Below are 24,826 nucleotides of genomic sequence, written 5' to 3' on the forward strand. Positions count from 1 at the left end.
TTACTTTATATTATAAAAACAGTACGTTTTTTATATCTTTATCCTTTTTGTAGATAAATTTCTACAAAAAACTCATAAATCACATTATAAAACAAAATAAGTAAAAAGCATAGTCTTAAATATGACCTTTTTCCTTTAAACTCACGAATTTATGGTCACCTATTATAATATGATCTAGCACTTCAATTCCGATAATCTGGCCGCATTCTACTAAACGTTTTGTTACTTCAATATCTTCACGGCTCGGCGTGGGATCTCCTGAGGGATGGTTATGAAGACATATAATAGAGGCTGCTGCACGACGGAAGGCTTCTTTAAAAACTTCCCTGGGGTGTACAATTGACGTGTTTAAACTTCCAATAAAAATCGTTTGCCTATGTAGAACTTGATTTTTTGTATTTAAATATAAACAAACAAAATGCTCTTGTTGTAAAAAACGCATTTCTTCCATCATGTATTTCGCACAATCTTCTGGACTTCGAATACTATATCTATTTTGATATTCTAAACGCACCATTCTTCTGCCTAGTTCAAAGGCTGCCATAAGTTGCGATGCCTTTGAAATCCCAATACCATGTATACTAATTAGCTCTTCTAATGTTGCATCTTTCAACATACGTAAGCCATCAAATTGGTGTAAAATTTTATCTGATAACTTTAACACTGTTTCTTCTTTAGAACCTGTTCTGAGTAATACTGCGAGAAGCTCTCGATTTGATAAACTTCCGGCACCTTCTAACAATAAACGCTCCCGTGGCTGTTCTTCTCTTACAACATCACGAATACCGTTCATCTCTCCACTCCTTTATTTGTTCTCTCAAAGAAAACCCCATGCAATTTTACGCATGGGTTACATCAATATCAAATTGTTTTAATTCCCTAACGAGACGTGCAATTGGTAAGCCAACTACACTATAGTAGTCCCCTTGAATATTTTGAACGAAAATAGATCCTTTACCTTGAATCCCATAACTACCGGCTTTATCAAGAGGTTCTTTCGACGTGACGTATGTATCAATTTCCTCTTCTGTTAGCTCCCAAAACGTAACTTCTGTACGCTCATAAAAAGTAACCGTTTTTTCTTTTGATATAATCGCAACACCTGTATACACTTCATGTGTTTTCCCTGATAGTAATTGTAACATCTCTTTCGCCTGATCCTCATTAGAAGGCTTACCAAGAATACGCGACTCATATGTAACAATTGTATCTGCACCTAACACAATGTGATCACTATTATTTTCTGCCACCGCTGATGCTTTTTGCAAGGCAAGCGACATTACAATATCAGAAGGCGATGAATATGCACCAATTGTTTCCTCTACTTCACTTACAACGATTTCAAATGGTATGCTAGCTAACTCAAGCAATTCCTTCCTCCGAGGTGATCCTGAAGCTAAAATTATTTTTTTCATATTTTCTCCTTCCTTTCTCACATGAAGCAGAACAATTTATATCAATCGTATCAAAGGAATAGTTTGTCCACAAATGAAAGAAATATTAATTTCTCTAACTAAAATAACAATTCTTTATTGCATACGATTATATTCCTTTCATAGAGAAAGCACTTTGCTCTAAATTCAAAAGAAAAGAAAGAAGTACATGTACTTCTTTCTTACTCATTTTATTATCCTATCATTTCACTTTCTACGAAACAATTTTTTCATACGAAAGTAGGCCATCAATAATAACTTGATTTAATTTCACCAAAGATTCCTTATCCATTTTCCCATCTTTTACTGTTTGTACAGCTACCGACGTATACATATACAGTTTCTTTGCTTCTTCTTGCTTCATACTTTTCCCCTCTTTTTCAATCGCTTTCCATTCTTTTTCAATCGCTTCTATATCTTTTGCGCTGCTTTTTCCACCAACTTGTACACTAGAAGCATATTTTGCTAAATGAGTGTATAATGGCTGCACTTTTGTTAAAAATGTTCCTACTTCTTTATCATCTTTCAGCAACGCTTTATCTGTTATATCCCAGTTCTTTTTTAAAACGGAGACACCATCATTTTTATACTGAGTCATTAATTGATTTATAGCCTGTTCATCGCTAGCAATACCAACAACTATTGCATACTTATCCCCGCTCGGTCTCAAAGCTCCAATGCCCCCATTGCCTTTCCATTCTTCAAGAGCTGCTCGTCCCTTTTCTTCAGAAGAATAAAGCCCCCCTTGAACAAAAAATAATTTCATCGGATCCAATGACGCTCCTGCCTGTGCTTTTTGTTTTTCTTCTTTTGGTTCTGATGTTTGTCCTGCCGTTCCACCCACCTTTGATTCTCCATTCCCAGTCGGCTTGGAAGCTGTTACTTCACTTCCTCCTGTCGTTCCTTGTCCGGTGAGTAAATGAAGCATCCCCATTCCAAACGCCGTACCGATAATAATTGCGGTTGCAACGATTGCAATTAATGTATTACTCCACTTCTTTCGGTATTTTTCCACAGACATCGATTTCGCTTTTTGAAACGGAACAACATTTCTCGGTCGTTCACCTTCTACTACCATCCATTCAAATTCATCTTTCTTCTTTTCCTCATACTTCGCTTCTGTTCCATTCACTTTCACTGAGATCGTTCGTGATTGCTTGTCCATACACTCACACCTCACCTCTTATCGTTGTCCGCATCATATCATATTCCTTTCACAAAAAAACGAGATATTTGTCAGAGAAATTCGCCAAATAACCCTATATATTTATCTTATATGTATGCTTTTGACTTCATTTGTAGAACAAAAAACTAGATAGCAAAGACTATCTAGTTTTTCTCGCGAATATATTTTCGAACTTCAGAAATGAAATAAAGAGAACCTGTTATGATGAAAACATCATTTTCTCCTATCATTTCAACTTTTGTATCAATTGCCTCTTTCCAATTTTCAAAAACTAATTTTGATTCTTTTTGTGAATATGATGCAAGTTTATCAGCAGAGATAGCACGATCAAAGGCGAATGTTGTAAAAATAATTTCATCTGCAATGGTTTCTAATTGGCCTACCATGTTATGCAATTGTTTATCACCAAGGGCAGTAAATAAAACTATTACATTTTTATCTTTGTAATGCGCTTCTACTGTTTTCACAAGGCTTTCAATACCTTCTGGATTATGGGCACCATCTATAATAATATCCGGGTTACTTTGCAGCTTTTCAAAGCGCCCAATCCAATACGCTTCCCGTAATCCCGTTCTTATTTCCTCTTCCTCAATTAAAAATGATAGATATGTTTTTACATACATGACTGCCATAAGTGCTAGCGCTGCATTTCCTACTTGATGAATGCCTTTCATTGAGATTTGCAAATCTTCAAATGCGGCAAAAGGACAAGTAAAATCAAACTGTTCCCCATCTTCTTTAGACTGCTTATGTAACGCTGTAAAATGCTTGTCAAGTTCGTATAGGTTTGCATGGTTTTCCTTTGCAACATTTTGAATGACTTCCAAAGCTTCTTCGTCCTGCACACCAGTAATTACCGGCACACCAGATTTAATAATCCCCGCCTTTTCATATGCAATTTCTCCTAGTGTATTCCCTAAAATATGCATATGATCGTGACCGATATTCGTAATAATCGTGAGAACAGGGTGTATAACATTAGTAGAATCAAAACGTCCACCAAGCCCTGTTTCAAATAAAACAACATCACAGAAATTGACTTTACCGAAATAACAAATTGCCATAACAGTAATAATTTCAAACTCCGTCGCTTCCCCTAAATCCGTCTCATCTAGTTTTTCCACGACTTGTTTTACCATCTTTACAAGTTCAGTAATCTCTTCATCTGCAATTGGTGTCCCATTCACACTAATGCGTTCATTAAATGTTTCGATATAAGGAGAGGTGAACGTTCCTACCTTATATTTCGCGCCTTCTAACATGTAGCGCATATATGTTAACGTTGAACCTTTTCCATTTGTACCAGCAAGATGAACACATTTTATATGACGCTCTGGATTTCCGAGTTCTTCTAGCATCCATCTCATTCTTTCTAATCCTGGCTTAATTCCAAATTTCAATCGGCTATGAATCCACCCTATCGCTTCTTCGTATGTATGTATCACGTATGCTTTTCCCCTTTCAAAAGACAACTTTCATAGTTCTATTATACGCAAAGAAAAGAGACTCACCAATATAGTGAGTCTCTAAAAACATTTTTACTTTTCAAGATCTACTAGACGTTGACGAACTGCTTCGCGTTTTTCTAGGTAATCTTGCTCTTTCGCACGCTCTCCTTCAATAACTGCCGCAGGAGCTTTCGCTACGAAACCTTGGTTAGAAAGTTTCTTCTGTACACGTTCTACTTCTTTATCGAACTTCTCAAGTTCTTTCTCAAGACGAGCTCTCTCTTCATCAAGATTGATAAGATCAGCTAATGGTAAGAATAACTCTGCACCTGATACGATTGCAGTCATTGCTTTTTCTGGCGCTTGTAAATCCGTTTGAATTGTTAATTCGCTTGGATTACAGAAACGCTCAATGTAAGAGCTGTTTTTCGTAAGTTGAGCAAGTACAGCCTCATCTTTTGCTTTAATTTGCATTTGAACTTTTTTGCTCATTGGCGTATTTACTTCTGCACGGATGTTACGAACAGAGCGAATGATATCAACTAGAAGGTGCATTTCTGCCGCAGCTTCCGTATCTTGTAAATCCTCGCGAACTGTTGGCCACGCAGCTACTGTAATAGATTCGCCTTCATGTGGTAAATGTTTCCAAATTTTTTCTGTTACGAATGGCATGAATGGATGTAATAGACGCATTGTTTGGTCTAATACGTAAGCTAAAATAGAACGAGTTGTTTTCTTAGCTGCTTCATCTTCACCGTATAGTGGAAGCTTCGCCATTTCAATGTACCAGTCACAGAAATCGTCCCAAATGAAGTTGTATAATGAACGTCCAGCTTCACCGAACTCATATTTATCCATGTTACGTGTTACACTTTCGATTGTTTCGTTTAAGCGAGTTAAGATCCACTTATCTGCAACTGATTTTTCACCAGTTAAATCGATTTCTTCATACTTCATATCATCCATGTTCATTAATACGAAGCGTGATGCATTCCAAATTTTATTAATGAAGTTCCAAGTAGATTCTACTTTCTCCATGCTGAAGCGTAAATCTTGACCTGGTGCACTTCCTGTTGATAAGAAATAGCGCATTGCATCTGCACCGTACTTCTCGATAACATCCATTGGGTCAATACCGTTACCAAGAGATTTACTCATCTTACGACCTTGCTCATCACGAACTAAACCGTGAATTAATACATCTTTAAATGGACGCTCGCCTGTAAACTCTAAACCTTGGAAAATCATACGAGATACCCAGAAGAAGATGATGTCATAACCAGTTACTAATGCATCTGTTGAATAGTAGCGCTTAAAGTCTGCTGAATCTTCATCCGGCCAACCAAGTGTTGAGAACGGCCATAGCGCTGAACTGAACCATGTATCCAGTACGTCATTATCTTGATTCCAGTTTTCAATATCTGCTGGTGCTTCTGTACCTACGTATACCTCACCAGTTTCTTTATGATACCAAGCTGGAATACGGTGTCCCCACCATAATTGACGAGAAATACACCAGTCATGAATGTTTTCCATCCAGCGTAAGTATGTGTTTTCAAAACGCTCTGGTACGAACGTTACTTTTTCTTCTTCTTTTTGTTGAAGTGCTACTGCTTTTTCTGCAAGTGGAGCCATTTTTACGAACCATTGTGTTGATAAGTAAGGCTCAACTACTGCACCGCTACGCTCACTATGACCTACTGAATGCATATGAGGCTCGATTTCTACTAATACGCCAGCCTCTTGTAAGTCTTTCACTAATGCTTTACGGCATTCGAAACGATCCATACCGTTATACTTACCAGCTTTTTCGTTCATCGATCCATCTTCATTCATTACTAAGATGCGTGGTAAGTCATGACGGTTACCTACTTCAAAATCATTCGGGTCATGAGCTGGTGTAATTTTTACAACACCTGTTCCGAAGTCTTTTTCTACGTACTCATCAGCAATAATCGGAATCTCACGGCCTACAATTGGAAGTGTAACTGTTTTTCCGATTAAATGTTTGTAACGATCGTCTTCTGGATGAACTGCTACTGCTGTATCACCAAGCATCGTTTCTGGACGAGTTGTAGCAAGACGAATGTGACCTGAACCGTCTGTTAACGGATAGTTCATATGGTAGAATGCACCTTGAACTTCTTTATGAATTACTTCAATATCAGAAAGAGCTGTGCGTGTTGCTGGATCCCAGTTGATAATATATTCACCACGGTAAATTAAGCCTTTTTCGTATAATTGAACGAATACTTTATTAACCGCATCAGATAAACCTTCGTCTAATGTGAAACGTTCGCGAGAATAGTCTAGTCCTAAACCAACTTTCCCCCATTGTTGACGAATGTGAGAAGCGTATTCTTCTTTCCATTCCCAAGCTTTTTGAAGGAATTTCTCACGGCCAAGATCGTAACGTGAAATACCTTCTTCACGAAGTTTTCCTTCTACTTTCGCTTGTGTTGCAATACCAGCATGGTCCATTCCTGGAAGCCATAATACATCATATCCTTGCATACGCTTCGTACGAGTTAAAATATCTTGAAGAGTTGTATCCCAAGCATGACCTAAGTGTAACTTACCAGTTACGTTCGGAGGTGGAATTACAATTGTATAAGGTTGTTTCTTCTCGTCTCCTGTTGCTTCAAAATATTTGCCTTCTAGCCACCACTGATAAAGGCCTTCTTCAACGGACATATGATCATATTTAGTTGGTAAATTCTTTTCCGTGTTTGACATTATTTTCCCTCCTTAAAATAAAAAATGTCCCTCATCCAAAAAAGGACGAGGGACATCGCGGTACCACCTTTATTTACAAACAAATTCATAATTTGCTTATACTCTTAATTTGATAACGGACAAATCCGTCTTTTCCTAATGAGAACTATTCCGTTCAGAAAAGATGCTCCAGGGCTACCTTCTAACATAACTATCTAGAGAATCTCCCAGCTAATGATTCTCCTCTCTGAAGACGTTTCTTGTTATACTCTTCCCCTTCAAGGCATTTATATGATTGTTAATTATTATATACAATAGTGTAAAAAACGAAACCTTATTCGTCAAGATAAATTTAAGTCTATGAATTTTCAGGCGCACAAAAAAGATAAGTAGCATTCTCTACTTATCTTCTTTATCTCGCTATTTGCGGGCAATAAGACCCCACCTCAAAATTCAGCTGAAGCAAAGAAGTTAGGTTGGAGCCACCCGCTGATTAAAGTTTTACTTTACCCGTTCCCTTGCTGGGCAGCTTGTAATTGTGATAGGAAATATTCTATATTGTTAACGAGCCAATGCGATTGTTGCAAACTCTTTACTTCCAGCAATTCATTTTCCTCGTTGCGATTATCTTTTCTTTTTCTATACGAACCGATTTGTCGAATAAATTGTGATGGGTACGTCATATAAGCAAACATGAGAAGTTGCTCTTCTTTCGTAAACGGAAAATTTTTTTGATACATTTGAAACCATTCAAACCGATCACTTCTTGCGATCGGATATGTGTTTAAAGACCGTGAATAAAAACCTACTATATCTTGCACAGGCGTTGCAAACTTCGATTTTTCCAAACTAATAAAATAGCCATTCCGCTCATAGTCAAATAAAAAATGATTAAGTGACACGTTACCATGTACAAAAGTAATACGCGTTTTATCTTTTTCTTTCATCGCATCGTTCCACTCATTTAATTGCTTCGTTGCAAATTCACGCGCTCTCATTACATGATGATAGTACGTACAATATTGCAATTCAAGCGGGGACATATACCATTTTGATTCAGATTCTACGAGAAACTCTTCTAACATCTCACCATCATTTTCCCAGCGATTGGATATAGTTGTATAATGTTTTTCTAAATCTTCTTCCGTATACGTTTCTTCCTTCACAGTTTTTTGATGCAACGTTCCGAGTGTCTGAAACATTTTATGGTATTGATCATTGTCCTCACCATTTCCTTCTGCACGTTCTAACCAAGGCATTAAATAATAATTATACGTCCCGTCACTTAAAATATAATTTCCATCCGTCGCATGGTATATAGGTACATAATTTGAAAAACCTTTCTCCTTCAAATATTGAATATGATGCAGAAAGTTATTCCGCTCTAACTTTCTGCCTTCTATTTTCTTAAGTGCATATGGACCTTGATTCGTATAAATTTTCATTACATTTCCGTGCTCTTCCATATGCTGCGTATCCAATCTATATTGCCTCACGATAGGTTCATAGTGATTTCGCAATTCAATATCCATACGAATAACCCTTTCTATTCAAAACATAACTTCTTTATTTCGCCTTTACTCTTGAAACGGGAATATAAATAATTTGCCCCGTATTTAAAAATATATCTTCTGTTTGATTGACACGGTACAAATTTTGTACCGATGTTTCATAACGGTCTGCAATAGATTCAATTGTATCCCCTTCTTGTACGAAATACATTCTTAACTTTGTAAATTCCTCTTCCGGTTCTTTCGTAAATAGTTTTGTTAAATAAAGCGCATTTTCATCTCGCTGTGAGTACTCTTCTTCTTGTTCTTCCTGCTTTTTCGCTTTTTCTTTCTTGAAATCTTTTCGTCCGAACAATTCAAATTGCGGCGTTGTTTCTTGCTCCTCTTCACGTTCCACAAATTCATGTTCTTCTATTTTCTCTTCTTCTAATTCCTGCTCTTTTCTTTCCTCTAATTGGAACGGTTCAAATGCGTAATCTTCCCACTCATCTGATTCCTTGTATGTTGGTTCTTCTACATGGGGCGCCGGTCTATTCTCATCCTCTTGCGCTGAATCTTCTTCTAAATCAGCATACACCGTTTCTTCTTCATCCTCGCTTCTCTCTTCATCACATAAACCAGTAATAGATATATCCGCTAATAATTGTAAGCAACCATTTTCCTTTAATTCATAATCAAATTCCTCAATTGATACATATAGTTCTTCAATTACTTTCACGCGATTTCTCGGAATTGATATTTCAAGCGGAAAGGAATGAACAAGTTCATTAACCCCATCTTCCCTTGTTTCTACATAATCAATTGACTTTGCTGGCGATAGTTCTCTTAGTGAATACGCCGAATCATCTTGCCTTGCAACATACTCTCCCGTTAAATCTAATTGCCCTCTCACGATTACTTCATGATCAAGCTCTTCTATCTCAACGTCTGGATCTAACGAAATTGACAAAAGTTCATCGACTTCCTGTCCCTTTTGGAACCAAACAGATTCTTTTAATGAAAATCGTAACGAATGATCTGCAGCCACTTCTTTTCCCCCTCCCAAACTATATGTCATTACAGATTTATGTAGGGAAAGCTTACTTTATGAATAAAAAAAATCGCTCCCCTTATGGAGAGCGATTTTTCTCTAATACATTATTTTAATTTTGACATTGCAATTTCAGCCGCTGCAATTGTCGCCTCAATATCTGCGTCACTATGTGCTGTCGATAAGAATAAACCTTCGAATTGAGATGGTGGCAAGAATACACCTTGTTCTACCATTTCACGATAGTAAGCCGCAAAGAACTCTAAGTTTGAAGATTTTGCTGCATCGTAATTAATAACGGGCTCATCTGTAAAGAAAATACCAATCATAGAACCTGCACGATTAATATGATGTGGAATGCCATGTTTTTCAGCTGCTTTACGTAATCCAGCTTCTAACATTTCAGCTTTACGCTCAAATTCTACATACGATTCTGGCGTTAACTGTACTAACGTTTCATAACCTGCTGCCATTGCAAGTGGGTTACCTGATAAAGTACCAGCTTGATAAATCGGTCCGCTTGGCGCAATTTGGCGCATAATTTCTGCTTTACCACCGTATGCTCCTACTGGTAAGCCACCACCGATTACTTTACCTAAACAAGTTAAATCAGGTGTTACACCGTAGTAACCTTGTCCACAGTTATAAGCAACACGGAATCCTGTCATTACTTCATCAAAAATAAGCAGTGCACCGTTTTGTTCTGTTACTTCACGAAGTCCCTCTAAAAATCCTGGTTGCGGAGGAACAACACCCATATTCCCTGCCACTGGTTCTACAATTACACAAGCAATATCATCACCGAATTGTTCAAAAGCGTATTTCACACTTTCTAAATCATTATAAGCTACTGTAATCGTATTTTTCGCTACACCTTCTGGTACGCCAGGGCTATCTGGTAAACCTAGAGTCGCCACACCAGAACCAGCTTTAATTAATAACGAATCACCATGACCGTGGTAACAACCGATGAATTTCAAGATTTTATTACGGCCTGTATAACCACGAGCTAAACGTAGTGCACTCATTGTCGCTTCTGTTCCAGAGTTAACCATGCGGACAATTTCAATCGATGGTACACGCTCAATAACAAGTTTCGCTAATTTATTTTCGATTTCTGTCGGTGCACCGAAGCTTGTACCTCTTTCAGCAACAGATTTTAACGCTTCAACAACACGATCATTTGCATGCCCATGAATTAAAGGCCCCCATGATAATACGTAGTCGATGTATTCATTTCCATCAATATCATATACTTTAGAGCCTTTACCACGCTCCATAAACAACGGATTCATCCCAACAGACTTAAAGGCACGAACTGGGCTATTTACGCCACCAGGCATTAAATCTTGCGCCTTTTCAAACGCTGCAATTGACTTATCAAACTTTTTCATTATTTAACGCCTCCTTCTTGCAACCATTTTGCTGCATCTTTCGCATGATACGTAATAATTAAGTCTGCTCCTGCACGTTTCATGCTAATTAATTTTTCAAGCACAACTTCTTTTTCATTAATCCAACCATTTTGCGCTGCCGCTTTAATCATTGAATATTCACCACTTACGTTGTAAGCAACGATTGGTAAATTAAAGTTATTTTTCACATCACGAATGATATCTAAGTAAGAAAGAGCTGGCTTTACAATTAAGAAATCAGCCCCTTCCATTACATCTGATTCTGCTTCACGGAATGCTTCCATACGGTTCGCTGGGTCCATTTGATATGTTTTACGGTCACCAAATTGCGGCGCACCGTGCGCAGCATCACGGAATGGCCCATAAAACGCTGATGAATATTTCACAGCGTACGACATAACTAGCACGTGTCCAAAACCATTTTCATCTAATGCATGGCGAATTGCTGTTACGAAGCCGTCCATCATGTTTGATGGCGCAATAATGTCCGCTCCTGCCTTCGCTTGACTTACAGCTGTTTTCGCAAGAACTGCAAGAGACTCGTCATTTAAAATAATACCATCTTCAATTACACCGCAATGACCATGACTTGTAAATTGACATAAACATGTATCTGCAACTACTACTAGCTCAGGGAAATCGCCTTTAATTTGTTGAATAGCACGTTGTACAATTCCATGATCACAATATGCTGATGATCCAACTTCATCTTTTTCAGCAGGTAAACCAAATACAATAACAGAACGAATACCTAAATCAACAACTTCTTGCATTTCAGCTTGCAATAAATCTAAAGACATTTGATATACGCCTGGCATAGAAGGAACTTCATTACGAACATTTTCACCTTCTAATACAAAAATAGGGTAAATAAAATCTTCCGTATGTAAAAACGTTTCACGCACAAGTGCACGCATACTACCGCTTTGTCTTAAACGACGATGACGATTAAATTGTAAAGAGTTCATAGATTTCTATCCCCATTCTTTCATTTTATAGATTCACAAACACATTGTAGTAATGCCTCTACAGTGTACTCTTTCGGCACAATAACAGACGGAAAATAACGACTTGCCTCTTTTTCCGTAATAGGTCCTATACAAGCAATTGTACATTTTTTTGTCCATTCTCTCCAGTTTGCACCCTCAAGTAAACGAACAAAACTAGTAACAGTTGAAGGGCTCGTAAATGTAATAATGTCTACTTTCCCTAACTTCAATGCCGCTATAAGCTCTTGCTTTTTTTCTATATTCACTTTCGTACCGTATACGATTAGCTCATCTAGAGAAACACCAATTTCCCGAAGTGCAACCGGAATTACCTCTCTTGCTATATTCCCTTTCGGAAATAAAATACGTTCGTTTCCACTTAATTCTTTTAGAAACTCTTCTGCAAATGCTTCTGCAACAAATGAAGTTGGAACAAAATGAACTTGATAGCCCCTTTTTTCTAACTCTAATTTTGTTTTCACACCTACCGCAGCGATTTTAATGGTTAGCGGTAGTTTCTTGTTCAAACTATCTAGAAAAAAAGCTACACCATTTCTGCTCGTAAAAATAACCCAGTCATACGAATGTAGCTGCCCTTCAATATGTTGAATTTGCCTATGAGACATACCTTCCATATGCAAAAGCGGAATTTCCAATGGAATTCCGCTCTTTTCTTTCACTGCTACACTCATTTGTTTCGCTTGATGCTGGGCACGTGTAATCAATACCGTTTTTCCAGCGAGAGCGTTCATATTTATTGTTGCTCCTTATTTGCAGCAAGAATGAGTTCTTTGGCGCCTTGTTTAATTAAACGGCCCGCGGCTTCTAATCCTACTTCCTCAGGATTAGTACCTACTACTGTCTCTTTTAATAAAACAGAGCCATCCATAGAGCCAACAAGAGCTGTTAATTCGATTGTATCGTTTTCTTTAAGGGTTGCATATCCAGCGATTGGAACTTGACATCCACCTTCAAGTTTATGAAGAAATACTCGCTCCGCTGCCACTGTTCTTTCTGTTATCGCATCATTCATATGCGCTAACAACTGCAATAAATCCTTATCATCCTCACGACATTCAATCGCTAATGCACCTTGTCCTACAGCAGGTACACATAACGTTTCATCTAAATGTTCTGTAATAACTTCATCATCCCAGCCCATTCTTTGTAATCCAGCTGTCGCTAAAATAATCGCATCGTAATCCTCTTCTTTTAATTTACGTAAACGTGTATCGATATTTCCGCGAATCCACTTCACTTGTAAATCTGGTCTCGCAGCGAGTAGCTGTGCACTACGTCTTAAACTACTCGTACCTAAAATAGCACCTTCCGCTAACTCTTTAAACGATGCTCCATTTTTTGAGATAAAAGCATCACGAGGGTCAACACGCTTTGGTGTACAGCCAATCATTAACCCTTCTGGAAGTACGGCTGGCATATCTTTCATACTATGTACAGCCATATCGATTTCTTTCGTAAGTAACGCATGCTCAATTTCTTTAACGAACAAACCTTTTCCGCCTACTTTTGAAAGAGTAACATCTAAAATCACATCACCTTTGGTGACAATTTCTTTCACTTCAAATTCATATGGTAAACCAAGTGCTTTTAACTGATCAATAAACCAGTTTGTTTGTGTTAATGCTAGCTTACTCTTTCGTGACCCTACAATAATTTTGCGCATAATTCTCTCTCCTCATTATAAATACCAAAAGTGGAAATTAGATAAACTACTTAATAAAAAAATGTTAACTAGCATTACGAGAAAGGCCCCTACATTCCACAGTACAATTTTCTTCCCTTGCAATACATCTGCCGCTCTTAAATACAAGCCCGCACAGTATACAAATAGAACGACAAACGAACCAATTACTTTCGTATCATACCAATGAAAATTATCTAATTTTGTATATCCCCATATACATCCTAATAAAATTGCTAGTAAGAAAAATGGAACAGAAAATAAATTTAATCCGTAAGACGTAGATTCAAGCTTCGGTAAATTCCCTAACCTTCTTAATCTCGCATTCCACTTTTTCTTTTTTAATAGGCGATATTGCAGTAAATACATAATAGAAAAAATAAATGATACCGTAAACGTTGCATAAGAAATAATCGCCATTCCAACATGCACGTATACAAGTTCTGAAACTAATTGCTCTGCAAGTACTGGCGACATCTTTCCGAGCGGTGTAAAAATAGAAAAAGCGCTTACGCCAAATGCAACAACATTTGTAAAGAAGACTAAAAAGTCAACGCGCATAAATCGATTTATGACTAACGACATCGTAATCAATAACCAAACATAAAAATAAATCCCTGATAATAAAGTTAAAATGGGGTTCGTTTCTGAATCTGTCGCCCTAAGCAACATAAAAATAGACTGCAATACCCATACAATCGAAAGTAACCAAAAAGCAAATCGGTTCGCCTTTCGGTTACTTTGGAAATAATCTATAAAATATAAACTAATGCTACAAGCATATAAAATAATTGCAATATGATAAATAATACTGTTATTTAAAAAACTCATCCGATCATCCTTCCAAATTATAAAGATGGAACGGATGGTGTCCACACTCTTTTATGTTCTACTTCTTCCGCACGACTCTCTACTTCTTCCGTTTCTAAATCGAAAATCTTCGCAAATAACGCTAATTTTTCGCTCGCTCCCTCTTCAGCAGCTATTTCTTTCGCTACTAAAATTGGGTCTTTTAATAATTGATTAATAATACTTTTCGTATGCTTACTAATGACTTTTTTCTCACGATCACTAAGGTTTGGTATTTTTCGCTCTAGGCTTACCATCGTTTCACTTTGGATTGCAAGTGCCTTATCACGAAGAGCTGATATTAATGGAACAACACCAAGTGTACTTAACCACGTTTTAAATAGAACAATTTCCTCTTCAATCATAAATTGAATTTTCTCCGCTTCTTTCAAACGCTCAGCACGATTTGCTTCCACTACTCCTTGCAGATCATCAATGTCATATAAAAAAGAACCTTCTAACTCATCAATCGCTGGATCAATATCACGTGGTACTGCAATATCAACCATAAATAAAGGGCGACCAGAGCGCATTTTCTCCACCTTTGTCATCATCTCTTTCGTAATGACATACTCAGATGCACCAGTTGAACTAATTAAAATATCTGCTTCTAATAATGCACATTGCAATTCGCTTAACGATTTTGCATGTCCCATATATTTCTCAGCCATTACTTCTGCTTTCGAAAGTGTCCTATTCATAACTGTTACTTTACGAGCACCACTTCCATATAAGTTTTGCAGTGCAAGTTCGCCCATTTTACCAGCACCAAGAATAAGCACATGACAATCTGTTAACTCGCCAAATATTTTCTTTCCAAGCTCAACAGCAGCATAACTAACAGACATTGCACTTTCCCCGATTGTTGTTTCTGAGTGGGCACGTTTTGCTAATGTAATGACTTGCTTAAACAATTCATTAAAAATTGTGCCTGTTGCTTTAACTTGTTGCGCTTCTAAAAAGCTATCTTTTATTTGACCTAAAATCTGCGTTTCTCCGACTACCATCGAATCTAAACCGCACGTTACGCGGAATAAATGATCTATTGCACCATCTTGTTCAAAAATAGTTAAATATGGCGCGACTTCTTCTATTTCAAGCTGAAACCAATCAGCTAAAAACTTCTTAATATAATACCGTCCCGTGTGTAATTGATCGACAACAGCATAAATCTCAGTGCGATTACAAGTTGATACAATGACATTCTCTAACACGCTCTTTTGATTTTGTAATGTAGTCATCGCTCGCTCTAGCTCTGCTGCCTGAAATGTGAGTTTCTCACGAAATTCTACAGGGGCTGTTCGATAATTTACACTAACAACAAGAATATGCACGCAGCATGTCCCCCTTCACCCGTTTTATCACTTTATCTACTATCATAATACAACTTTCCTCTTATGAATCTGACAATCGTGTGAACAACCGATTATTTTTTAATTATTCTCCGTATGTAATAAAGGAGATTCAGTAAACTAATAAAAAAATCTTCTACTTTATAATGATTATAAATTAATAACTCTATTTGTACGTTACCAAAAAAAGTCCTCATAATCAAGTGATGGAAACTATTCCATATAAATTATAACATCATCTTTCCTATCTTCTTTCATCATGAAGGAAAATATGTATGATTGTTCCAAAATGTAGCAAACACTTTCTCAATACAATGTATTTGACATTTTATTTCTTTTTCGTTATATTGATTTTACAAAATTAAATTGTGCACAACTTAATTAGAAGGGAGTTATGTATGACAGAGGACTCTTTGCATCTAGATAACCAACTTTGTTTTTCTATTTATGCCTGTTCTAGAGAGGTTACTCGTTTTTATCGACCTTATTTAGAAGAGATGGGTATTACGTATCCCCAGTACATTACTTTACTCGTACTATGGGAGCAAGATGGACTAACAGTAAAAGAAATTGGAGAACGTCTATTTTTAGATTCCGGTACGTTAACACCTATGTTAAAACGAATGGAATCATTAAAACTTGTAAAACGTGTTCGTTCCAAAGAAGACGAGCGAAAAGTTTGTATTGAATTAACAGAACAAGGCAAAGATTTAAAGGAAAAGGCTTGTTCATTACCGACAACGATGGCTACAAATTTAGGAATTACAGAGCAAGAATATCGCTCTTTATTAATTGAGCTAAATAAACTAATTGAAACAATGAAAACAATTAATGATGGAAAAGGGGAATAAATATGGATAAATTATATACTGCTTCAGTAACAGCAACAGGTGGAAGAAATGGGAAAGTAGTTTCAGATGATGGCATATTAAATCTTGATGTAAAAATGCCGAAAGCACTAGGTGGTGCAGGCGGAGAAGCAACAAATCCAGAACAACTATTTGCAGCTGGTTATGCAGCTTGTTTTGATAGTGCATTACAACTTGTCATTCGTACAAAACGTATGAAAGTAGAAAGTACAGAAGTAACCGCTCACGTTTCTATCGGAAAAGATACAGATGGTGGTTTTGGCCTATCTGCCGTGCTTGATGTACATGTCGCTGGCGTTTCACATAGCGAAGCAAAAGAACTTGTAGAAGCGGCTCACGGTGTATGTCCTTACTCTAAAGCAACACGAGGTAATATTGAAGTTACATTAAACGTACGTTAACAGCTTATATAAAGAAAAAAACGCGCGACATTCGTCACGCGTTTTTTGTTTTTGTCATTTTATGAATTGCCTTCCACGCTTCTTCTTTTCCAAGTCCTGTTTCAGAAGAGAATAGAACGATTTCATCGCCAATTTCAACAGCAAGCGTTTCTTTTACAACTTTTAAATGCTTTTGCCATTTCCCTTTCGGGATTTTATCGGCTTTCGTCGCAATAATAATTGTTGGGATTTCATAATGCTTTAAGAAATCATACATCATCACGTCATCACTTGTTGGTTGGTGACGTAAATCAACTACTAATACAGCTGCGTCTAATTGCTTACGCGTTGTAAAGTACGTTTCAATCATTTTCCCCCATGCCGCGCGCTCCAATTTAGACACTTTCGCATATCCATAACCTGGAACATCAACAAAATGCATCATCTCATTGATTAAGAAAAAGTTCAGTGTTTGCGTTTTTCCTGGTTTAGAAGAAATACGCACTAACTTTTTACGATTTAAAATTTTATTAATAAAGGAAGACTTCCCGACATTTGAACGACCTGCTAATGCAATTTCTGGTAAATCACTGTCTGGATATTGTTCTGGTTTAACAGCACTAATTACAATATCTGCTTTTGTTACTTTCATTGTTTCACTCCTACTAATGCGTGCTCCAATACTTCATCTAAATGAGATGCAAGCACAAACGTAAGGTTTTCTTTTACGCTCTCTGGAATATCATCTAAATCTTTCTCGTTTTCTGCTGGCAAAATAATTTTTGTTAAGCCTGCGCGGTGAGCACTTAATGTTTTTTCTTTTAAGCCACCAATTGGTAATACACGACCACGAAGTGTAATTTCACCTGTCATACCTACTTCTTTACTTACAGGAATACCTGTTAGTGCAGAAATAAGTGCCGTTGCCATCGTAATACCTGCTGACGGTCCATCTTTTGGAACTGCTCCTTCTGGAACATGAATATGAATATCATTTTTCTCATGGAAATTCGGGTCAATCTGAAGCTCTTCTGCACGAGAGCGTATATAACTAAACGCAGCTTGTGCTGATTCTTTCATAACATCCCCAAGTTTCCCCGTTAAAATTAGTTTCCCTTTTCCTGGCGCTACAGAAACTTCAATTGCAAGTGTATCGCCGCCTGCTGCTGTGTAAGCTAGACCTGTTGCCATACCAACTTGGTCTGTTTTTTCAGCTTGCCCATAACGGAATATGTGTTTACCAAGTAAATCAACAATCTTTTTCTCTGTCACAACGATACGTTTACGTTCTGCTGTAACGATAATTTTCGCTACTTTACGGCAAACTTTTGCAATTTGGCGTTCTAGCGTACGAACACCAGCCTCACGTGTATAATAACGAATAATTTCAAGAAGCGCCTCATCACGCACTTGTAAATTACCTTTTCGTAAGCCATGCTCTTTTAATTGTTTCGGCAATAAATGCTCACGAGCAATGTGTACTTTTTCAAGTTCTGTATAGCCAGCAATCGAAATGATTTCCATACGGTCAAGTAATGGACCTGGAATACTTGAAAGTGTATTAGCGGTTGCTACAAACATAACTTTCGATAGATCATATGGTTCTTCAATGTAATGATCACTGAAGTTATGGTTTTGTTCTGGATCTAATACTTCAAGTAATGCCGCTGATGGATCTCCACGGAAATCGTTAGACATTTTATCAATCTCATCTAATAAGAAGACTGGATTAACTGTTTTCGCCTTTTTCATACCTTGAATAATGCGTCCTGGCATTGCTCCAACATATGTACGGCGGTGACCACGAATTTCAGATTCATCACGCACACCACCAAGAGATGCACGGACAAATTTACGATTCAATGATGTTGCAATTGAACGCGCTAACGAAGTTTTGCCGACCCCAGGAGGGCCTACTAAACAAAGGATAGGTCCTTTTAATGAATTCGTTAACTTCTGTACAGCTAAATATTCAAGTACACGCTCTTTCACTTTTTCAAGACCGTAATGATCGTTATTTAAAATCTCTTCTGAATGAGCAAGATCAATTATATCTTCTGTTGCCTCTGTCCACGGAAGCGCTAATAACCAATCAATATAATTGCGAATAACACCACTCTCCGCAGAACTTGCTGGTAACTTTTCATAACGATCTAATTCTTTCAGCGCAGCCTTCATTGTTTCTTCAGGCATTCCTGACTGTTCAATTTTTTCACGAAGTTCTTCTACTTCTCCGCCCTTACCTTCTTTGTCGCCAAGTTCAGTTTGAATCGCCTTCATTTGCTCACGTAAGAAATATTCTTTTTGCGTGCGCTCCATTGAACGTTTCACTTTTTGCCCAATCTTCTTTTCTAGGCTAAGTAACTCTTGTTCATCTTGAATAATTGAAATAAGTGTATGTAATCGTTCTTTTACAGATACAATCTCTAGAATCTCTTGTTTCTGCTTCGTTTTAATCGGCAAGTGAGAAGCAATTAGATCAGCTAATCTCCCTGGTTCTTCTACATCAGCTACCGTTGCAAATGTTTCATTTGAAACTTTTTTCGAAACTTTAATATATTGTTCGAAATGCTCCAGTAACGTACGCATAAGAGCTTTCTCTTCTAAATCATCTTCTACTTCTTCAGTTACCGTTTTAATAGACACTTGTACTATATTTTCTTCTTCGATAAACTCTATTACTTCTGCTCTATGTAAACCTTCCACAAGGACACGAAGCGTACCGTTCGGCAATTTTAACATTTGCTTGACTTTCGCCACTGTACCTACACTGTATATGTCATCTTCTTTCGGATCATCGATATTCATTTCTTTTTGCATTGCTAAAAAGATGATATTTTCATCCATTGCCGCCTGCTCTAGTGCTTGTATCGATTTATCACGTCCTACATCAAGATGCAAAACCATCGTTGGATATACGAGAACGCCTCTTAATGGTAGGAGGGGCACGATTCTTTCGTTCGTATTCATACTAGACATAGCACCTCCATAATAAATTAAACTCCTGTTCAACTATTTTATATTACAATACACCTAGATGCAATTGCTGAGATTCCTCGCAATTATAAATAGCTTATTTTTCTACCTCACGAAAAGAAAAAAGACTCCGATTAAGCATACAAACTTAAACGAAGTCTGGCAAATTTTATTATTGTTTATTTTTACATAGATTGTGCATCTGTTTCGTCTACGTTAGTATGTACATCTAGCTCTCTATGCGCATTTTCTTGCATAAATGTTAACTCAAATACTTCTTTTAACTTACGGACAGGAATAATTTCGATTCCCTTTATAGTATACAAAAATGGTTGCATATTTTCAGCAGGAATAATGACTTTCTTAGCTCCCGCTTTTTTCGCAGCTTTTATTTTTGCGTACACGCCACCAATAGGCTTTACTTCTCCGTGTATACTTATTTCACCTGTCATCGCTACTTCATTATTTACATATGTGCGATGCACCGCAGAATATACACCTGTTGCCATAGCGATTCCTGCAGAAGGTCCATCAATTGGGATACCACCTGGAAAATTAATATGTATATCGTATCCTTCTGGCAACACATCTAAAGAACGAAGTACTGTTAATACATTATCAACAGAGCCTTTTGCCATACTTTTACGGCGAATCGATTTCGTTTGACTACCAATACTTTCTTCTTCTACAATTCCGGTAACATTTACCGACCCTTTATCTTTCGCCGGAATTGCTGTTACTTCAATTTCTAATAACGCACCTGTATTTGGTCCGTATACAGCAAGACCATTTACAAGACCAATCCTTGGAATCGGATAAATGTGCTTTTCGTATTTCGGTGTAAGCTGACTTGAGTGAACAACCCACTCTATATCTTCATCTTTAATGAAAGAACGTTCTTCATTTATCGCCATACCAGCAGAGATTTGCACGAGATTAATCGCTTCTCGTCCATTTCTTGCATACATCCCAATCATTTCAATACCATTTTCGCCTATTTGCATTTCTACTTTTTCCGCGGCATTTTTCGCTACTTTTTGAATTTCTTCCGTATCTAATTCACGGAAAAATACTTCTAAGCAACGTGACCGAATAGCAGGAGGAATTTCCTCTGGCGAACGTGTCGTTGCTCCAACTAAGCGAAAATCTGCCGGTAAGCCTTTTTGGAAAATATCATGTATATATGTTGGGATCATCGTATTTTCTTCACTATAGTACGCACTTTCTAAAAATACTTTTCGATCTTCTAACACCTTTAACATTTTGTTCATTTGAATCGGATGGAGTTCGCCAATCTCATCAATAAACAAAATACCACCATGCGCATCTGTTACAGCACCTTTTTTCGGTTGCGGAATACCTGCTTGTCCCATCGCCCCAGCACCTTGATAAATCGGATCATGCACCGAACCAATTAAAGGGTCTGCGATACCACGTTCATCAAACCGAGCTGTCGTCGCATCAAGTTCAATAAATGTTGCATTCGTACGAAATGGAGATTTAGGATTTCGTTTCGCTTCTTCTAATACAAGACGTGCTGCCGCTGTTTTCCCAACACCTGGCGGGCCATATATGATTACATGTTGCGGATTCGGACCACAAAGAGCCGCTTTTAACGACTTAATCCCGTCCTCTTGCCCTACAATATCTAAAAAGGTTGTAGGACGCACCTTTTCTGCTAGCGGCTCTGTTAAAGAAATCTCACGCATTTTACGAAGCTGTTCTAATTCTTTTTTCGATTCTCGATCAATTGAAACTTTTTGTGTTCGTTGATTTCGAAGTAAATGCCAGAAATATAATCCGACAATTACACCAAAAACAAGTTGAACAACTAAAAATATATTTGTCCAGCTCATTATTTATTTCCTCCCGCAATATTTTATCTCTTAGTATTTCCGCGGAGGAACGTAGCTAAACATAAAGAAAAACAGCAATTATAAAAATTGCTGTTTCCCTTTCGCATTATGCAGATGTTTTTGTATCAAGTACAGTACCGTCTTGTAACACCAATTTTGGCGGTTCATTATCAGCTACTGTTTCTTTTGTAAGAATACACTTCTCGATATCTTTACGAGATGGAAGTTCGAACATTACATCAAGCATTAAGCCTTCAATAATAGAACGAAGTCCACGAGCACCCGTTTTACGTTCAATTGCTTTTTTCGCAATTTCGATTAGTGCACCTTCTTCAAACTCTAACTCAACATCGTCAAGCTCCAATAGTTTTTGGAATTGCTTAACAAGTGCATTTTTCGGTTTCGTTAAAATATCAACAAGAGCATCTTCATCAAGTGGCTCTAGGTTCGCAATAACTGGAAGACGACCGATAAACTCTGGAATTAAACCAAATCTTAAAAGATCCTCTGGTAATACGTGAGATAAAACATGCTTCTCATTTACATCAGCATTTTTCTTCTCAGAACCAAATCCAATTACTTTCTCACCAAGGCGACGTTTAATAATCGGCTCAATGCCATCAAACGCTCCACCACAAATGAATAAGATGTTCGTTGTATCAATTTGAATGAACTCTTGGTGCGGATGCTTACGACCACCTTGAGGTGGAACGCTTGCTACAGTACCTTCTAAAATTTTCAGAAGTGCCTGCTGCACACCTTCACCAGATACATCACGTGTAATTGATGGATTTTCGGACTTACGTGCCACTTTATCAATCTCATCAATATAAATGATTCCTTTTTCCGCTTTCTCTACATCATAATCAGCTGCTTGAATTAATTTTAGTAAGATATTTTCTACATCTTCCCCAACATATCCAGCTTCTGTTAAAGATGTTGCGTCCGCGATTGCAAATGGAACATTTAAAATACGCGCTAACGTTTGTGCCAGTAATGTTTTACCACTACCTGTTGGCCCGATAAGTGCGATATTACTCTTCGCTAATTCTACATCATCAATTTTGCTGTTAGAATTAATGCGTTTGTAATGATTATATACCGCTACCGCTAGTGCTTTTTTCGCGCTATCTTGCCCGATGACATACTCATCTAAGATTTCACGAATTTCTACCGGTTTCGGTACATCTTTGAATTCTACTTCTTCGTCCTTCGCAAGCTCCTCTTGTACAATTTCAGTACAAAGTTCGATACACTCGTCACAAATGTAAACACCTGGACCTGCCACTAACTTTCGAACTTGCGTTTGTGTTTTACCACAGAAAGAACATTTTAATTGCCCTTTTTCATCATTAAATTTAAACATATTTTCACACCCCTTACAAAGTGCTAACCTCTTGCCTTCGTATGTACACGATAAATGTATCGTATGTAAATACATATTATGTCACTACGTGGCGAGAAATACAAATAATATGACTAGTTATGTACAAATAAAAAAATTTTAAAACTTTTGAAATATGTATATTCGACTTGTAAAGGAACATTTCCTTCTCCATCGAAAAGTTTTATAAATATATTTCTATATTTATAAAACAAGGCACGATTAAAATCGTGCCTTGTTATTTTATTATGCAGCGTTTTCTACTAAGAAGTCTACAGCTTTACGCACTTTAAGATCTTCAGCTAAAGCGTCTACACTTCCAAGAGCTTGCTTGATAGCGTCTACTGGCATACCGTACATTTCAGCCATTTTTTCAACTTCTGCAGTTACTTCTTCTTCAGTAACTTCGATGTTTTCAGCTTCAATGATAGCTTCAAGAACAAGATTGATTCTTACACGTTTTTGTGCATCTTCTTTCATTTGCTCTTTTAATTTGTCAGCGTCAGTACCTGTGAATTGGTAGTAAAGCTCAAGGTTCATACCTTGTTGGCTTAAACGTTGCTCGAATTCACGAACCATACGATCTAACTCAGTGTTGATCATAGCTTCTGGAATTTCGATTTCAGCGTTAGCAGCAGCTAATTCTACTACTTCGTCACGTACTTTGTGCTCAGCTTCGTGCTTTTTGCCTTCTTCTAAGTTTGTGCGAAGTTTTGCTTTTAATTCATCAAGAGTTGCAACCGCTTCGTCTGCTTCTTTAGCGAACTCGTCGTTTAACTCAGGAAGTTCTTTTGTTTTGATTTCGTGAATTGTTACTTTGAATGTTGCTGGTTTGCCAGCTAATTCAGCAGCATGGTACTCTTCTGGGAATGATACTTCAACGTCTTTAGACTCACCAGATTTAAGACCGATTACTTGCTCTTCGAAACCTGGGATGAATGTACCAGAACCGATTGCTAGAGAGTAGTTTTCGCCTTTTCCGCCTTCAAATGCTTCGCCATCAACGAAACCTTCGAAGTCGATTACAGCTGTATCACCGTTTTCAACAGTTCCTTCTTCTTTAACAACTAGTTCAGCTTGACGCTCTTGTAAAGATTTTAATTCGTTCTCTACATCTTCGTCAGTTACAGTTGTTTCAACTTTTTCTACTGCTAAACCTTTGTACTCACCTAATTTAACTTCAGGTTTCACTGTAACTTTTGCAGTGAAGATAAGGTTAGCATTTTTTTCGAACTTCTCGATGTCGATTTCAGGATGATCAACTGGGAAGATACCAGCTTCTTCAATCGCTTCACCGTATGCTTTTGGTAAAATGATATCTAAAGCATCTTGGTATAAAGATTCAATACCAAAGCGTTGTTCGAATAATGGACGAGGCATTTTTCCTTTACGGAAACCTGGTACGTTAATTGTTTTTACTACTTTTTTGAACGCAGCGTCGATAGAGTTGTTTACTTCTTTAGCATCAACTTCGATTGTTAAAACGCCAACGTTACCTTCTAATTTTTCCCATTTTGTAGACATTTATTCTTTCCCTCCAACTATAATAATGTATGCACATACCTCTATAGATTAAAATCTTCATTATCTCTTTTTTGAAATAACAAATACACAAATAACCCTCTAGCAAAAGCTTTCAGATATAATGTTCCAATCTACTAATTGCCCAGAAGACAACTACGGTATATTTTGTTCGAGAATAATATGAAACATATTAAGTAAGAGAATTGC

20 protein-coding genes and 1 other annotated feature are annotated in these 24,826 nt (G+C 37.3%); of the genes, 2 read left to right on the forward strand and 18 right to left on the reverse strand.

All coding sequences use genetic code 11. From position 1 onward, the window contains the following. Positions 1-115 precede the first annotated feature (115 nt). From radC to hemA, 13 genes are all read right to left on the reverse strand, one after another. The gene (radC, locus tag ACYFX0_RS10095) at positions 116-793 is read right to left on the reverse strand and encodes a RadC family protein (protein ID WP_001013396.1); all 678 of its coding nucleotides are present in this window, start codon (positions 791-793) and stop codon (positions 116-118) included. A gap of 46 nt (positions 794-839) precedes the next feature. Beyond that, positions 840-1,415: a Maf family protein gene (locus tag ACYFX0_RS10100; protein WP_086397885.1), complete on the reverse strand. Its 576-nt coding sequence runs from the start codon at positions 1,413-1,415 to the stop codon at positions 840-842. Positions 1,416-1,647: 232 nt separating this feature from the next. Beyond that, a complete protein-coding gene (locus ACYFX0_RS10105; protein WP_000360993.1) occupies positions 1,648-2,598 on the reverse strand; it encodes a hypothetical protein in 951 nt (316 codons plus the stop codon). 164 nt (positions 2,599-2,762) lie between these two features. Beyond that, a complete protein-coding gene (locus ACYFX0_RS10110) occupies positions 2,763-4,064 on the reverse strand; it encodes a bifunctional folylpolyglutamate synthase/dihydrofolate synthase (RefSeq protein ID WP_017763622.1) in 1,302 nt (433 codons plus the stop codon). 93 nt (positions 4,065-4,157) lie between these two features. Beyond that, positions 4,158-6,803 (reverse strand): valine--tRNA ligase, encoded by a 2,646-nt coding sequence (locus ACYFX0_RS10115; protein WP_106081798.1) that lies wholly within the window; start codon positions 6,801-6,803, stop codon positions 4,158-4,160. 38 nt (positions 6,804-6,841) lie between these two features. Next, positions 6,842-7,073: a binding site (T-box leader), on the reverse strand. 215 nt (positions 7,074-7,288) lie between these two features. Beyond that, positions 7,289-8,314: a spore coat protein YsxE gene (ysxE, locus tag ACYFX0_RS10120; RefSeq protein ID WP_106081799.1), complete on the reverse strand. Its 1,026-nt coding sequence runs from the start codon at positions 8,312-8,314 to the stop codon at positions 7,289-7,291. 34 nt (positions 8,315-8,348) lie between these two features. After that, on the reverse strand, positions 8,349-9,320 hold the full coding sequence (gene spoVID, locus ACYFX0_RS10125; RefSeq protein WP_000718528.1) for a stage VI sporulation protein D: 972 nt from the start codon (positions 9,318-9,320) through the stop codon (positions 8,349-8,351). Positions 9,321-9,430: 110 nt separating this feature from the next. Next, positions 9,431-10,717 (reverse strand): glutamate-1-semialdehyde 2,1-aminomutase, encoded by a 1,287-nt coding sequence (gene hemL, locus ACYFX0_RS10130; RefSeq protein ID WP_460270391.1) that lies wholly within the window; start codon positions 10,715-10,717, stop codon positions 9,431-9,433. Beyond that, a complete protein-coding gene (gene hemB / locus ACYFX0_RS10135; protein ID WP_460270393.1) occupies positions 10,717-11,706 on the reverse strand; it encodes a porphobilinogen synthase in 990 nt (329 codons plus the stop codon). The genes hemL and hemB overlap by 1 nt, the downstream gene beginning before the upstream one ends. A 20-nt stretch (positions 11,707-11,726) precedes the next feature. After that, positions 11,727-12,479, reverse strand: coding sequence for a uroporphyrinogen-III synthase (hemD, locus tag ACYFX0_RS10140; RefSeq protein WP_000992324.1), 753 nt, complete (start codon positions 12,477-12,479; stop codon positions 11,727-11,729). 2 nt (positions 12,480-12,481) lie between these two features. Then, positions 12,482-13,411, reverse strand: coding sequence for a hydroxymethylbilane synthase (hemC, locus tag ACYFX0_RS10145; RefSeq protein ID WP_001226403.1), 930 nt, complete (start codon positions 13,409-13,411; stop codon positions 12,482-12,484). Between the two features lie 15 nt (positions 13,412-13,426). Continuing rightward, positions 13,427-14,260 (reverse strand): cytochrome c biogenesis protein, encoded by an 834-nt coding sequence (locus tag ACYFX0_RS10150; protein WP_000009002.1) that lies wholly within the window; start codon positions 14,258-14,260, stop codon positions 13,427-13,429. Positions 14,261-14,277: 17 nt separating this feature from the next. Beyond that, on the reverse strand, positions 14,278-15,612 hold the full coding sequence (gene hemA / locus ACYFX0_RS10155; protein WP_000547868.1) for a glutamyl-tRNA reductase: 1,335 nt from the start codon (positions 15,610-15,612) through the stop codon (positions 14,278-14,280). 416 nt (positions 15,613-16,028) lie between these two features. Here hemA and ACYFX0_RS10160 point away from each other — a divergent pair, with 416 nt between their 5' ends. Next, positions 16,029-16,481 (forward strand): MarR family winged helix-turn-helix transcriptional regulator, encoded by a 453-nt coding sequence (locus ACYFX0_RS10160; RefSeq protein WP_000133913.1) that lies wholly within the window; start codon positions 16,029-16,031, stop codon positions 16,479-16,481. A 2-nt stretch (positions 16,482-16,483) separates the two neighbouring features. Continuing rightward, positions 16,484-16,900 carry an organic hydroperoxide resistance protein gene (locus tag ACYFX0_RS10165; protein WP_000359773.1) on the forward strand — a complete coding sequence of 139 codons (417 nt, stop codon included), beginning with the start codon at positions 16,484-16,486 and terminating at the stop codon, positions 16,898-16,900. Between the two features lie 34 nt (positions 16,901-16,934). Here the strand turns inward: ACYFX0_RS10165 and ysxC are convergent, their stop codons facing one another. The 5 genes from ysxC to tig all read right to left on the reverse strand — a co-directional run bounded on the left by ysxC (position 16,935) and on the right by tig (position 24,619). After that, on the reverse strand, positions 16,935-17,531 hold the full coding sequence (gene ysxC, locus ACYFX0_RS10170; protein WP_460270398.1) for a ribosome biogenesis GTP-binding protein YsxC: 597 nt from the start codon (positions 17,529-17,531) through the stop codon (positions 16,935-16,937). Next, entirely contained in the window at positions 17,528-19,858 is a 2,331-nt protein-coding gene (gene lon, locus ACYFX0_RS10175; RefSeq protein WP_000097281.1) for an endopeptidase La, read from the reverse strand. The genes ysxC and lon overlap by 4 nt, the downstream gene beginning before the upstream one ends. A 182-nt stretch (positions 19,859-20,040) precedes the next feature. Continuing rightward, positions 20,041-21,711 (reverse strand): ATP-dependent protease LonB, encoded by a 1,671-nt coding sequence (lonB, locus tag ACYFX0_RS10180; RefSeq protein WP_000119171.1) that lies wholly within the window; start codon positions 21,709-21,711, stop codon positions 20,041-20,043. 106 nt (positions 21,712-21,817) lie between these two features. Further along, complete coding sequence (gene clpX / locus ACYFX0_RS10185; RefSeq protein ID WP_000472289.1) at positions 21,818-23,077, reverse strand: ATP-dependent protease ATP-binding subunit ClpX; 1,260 nt, start codon at positions 23,075-23,077, stop codon at positions 21,818-21,820. 264 nt (positions 23,078-23,341) lie between these two features. After that, a complete protein-coding gene (gene tig / locus ACYFX0_RS10190; RefSeq protein WP_000105215.1) occupies positions 23,342-24,619 on the reverse strand; it encodes a trigger factor in 1,278 nt (425 codons plus the stop codon). Positions 24,620-24,826 lie beyond the last annotated feature (207 nt).

It is taken from the genome of Bacillus sp. NEAU-Y102 (assembly GCF_054788175.1).

Coding starts and splice junctions, on each gene's coding strand:
- hemB (WP_460270393.1), bottom strand. CDS start 11,706: ATGAACTCTTTACAATTTAATCGTCATCGTCGTTTAAGACAAAGCGGT.
- tig (WP_000105215.1), bottom strand. CDS start 24,619: ATGTCTACAAAATGGGAAAAATTAGAAGGTAACGTTGGCGTTTTAACA.
- hemC (WP_001226403.1), bottom strand. CDS start 13,411: ATGCGCAAAATTATTGTAGGGTCACGAAAGAGTAAGCTAGCATTAACA.
- ACYFX0_RS10100 (WP_086397885.1), bottom strand. CDS start 1,415: ATGAAAAAAATAATTTTAGCTTCAGGATCACCTCGGAGGAAGGAATTG.
- hemD (WP_000992324.1), bottom strand. CDS start 12,479: ATGAACGCTCTCGCTGGAAAAACGGTATTGATTACACGTGCCCAGCAT.
- ysxE (WP_106081799.1), bottom strand. CDS start 8,314: ATGGATATTGAATTGCGAAATCACTATGAACCTATCGTGAGGCAATAT.
- radC (WP_001013396.1), bottom strand. CDS start 793: ATGAACGGTATTCGTGATGTTGTAAGAGAAGAACAGCCACGGGAGCGT.
- ysxC (WP_460270398.1), bottom strand. CDS start 17,531: ATGAAAGTAACAAAAGCAGATATTGTAATTAGTGCTGTTAAACCAGAA.
- ACYFX0_RS10150 (WP_000009002.1), bottom strand. CDS start 14,260: ATGAGTTTTTTAAATAACAGTATTATTTATCATATTGCAATTATTTTA.
- clpX (WP_000472289.1), bottom strand. CDS start 23,077: ATGTTTAAATTTAATGATGAAAAAGGGCAATTAAAATGTTCTTTCTGT.
- lon (WP_000097281.1), bottom strand. CDS start 19,858: ATGTCTAGTATGAATACGAACGAAAGAATCGTGCCCCTCCTACCATTA.
- ACYFX0_RS10115 (WP_106081798.1), bottom strand. CDS start 6,803: ATGTCAAACACGGAAAAGAATTTACCAACTAAATATGATCATATGTCC.
- ACYFX0_RS10165 (WP_000359773.1), top strand. CDS start 16,484: ATGGATAAATTATATACTGCTTCAGTAACAGCAACAGGTGGAAGAAAT.
- hemL (WP_460270391.1), bottom strand. CDS start 10,717: ATGAAAAAGTTTGATAAGTCAATTGCAGCGTTTGAAAAGGCGCAAGAT.
- ACYFX0_RS10105 (WP_000360993.1), bottom strand. CDS start 2,598: ATGGACAAGCAATCACGAACGATCTCAGTGAAAGTGAATGGAACAGAA.
- ACYFX0_RS10160 (WP_000133913.1), top strand. CDS start 16,029: ATGACAGAGGACTCTTTGCATCTAGATAACCAACTTTGTTTTTCTATT.
- lonB (WP_000119171.1), bottom strand. CDS start 21,711: ATGAGCTGGACAAATATATTTTTAGTTGTTCAACTTGTTTTTGGTGTA.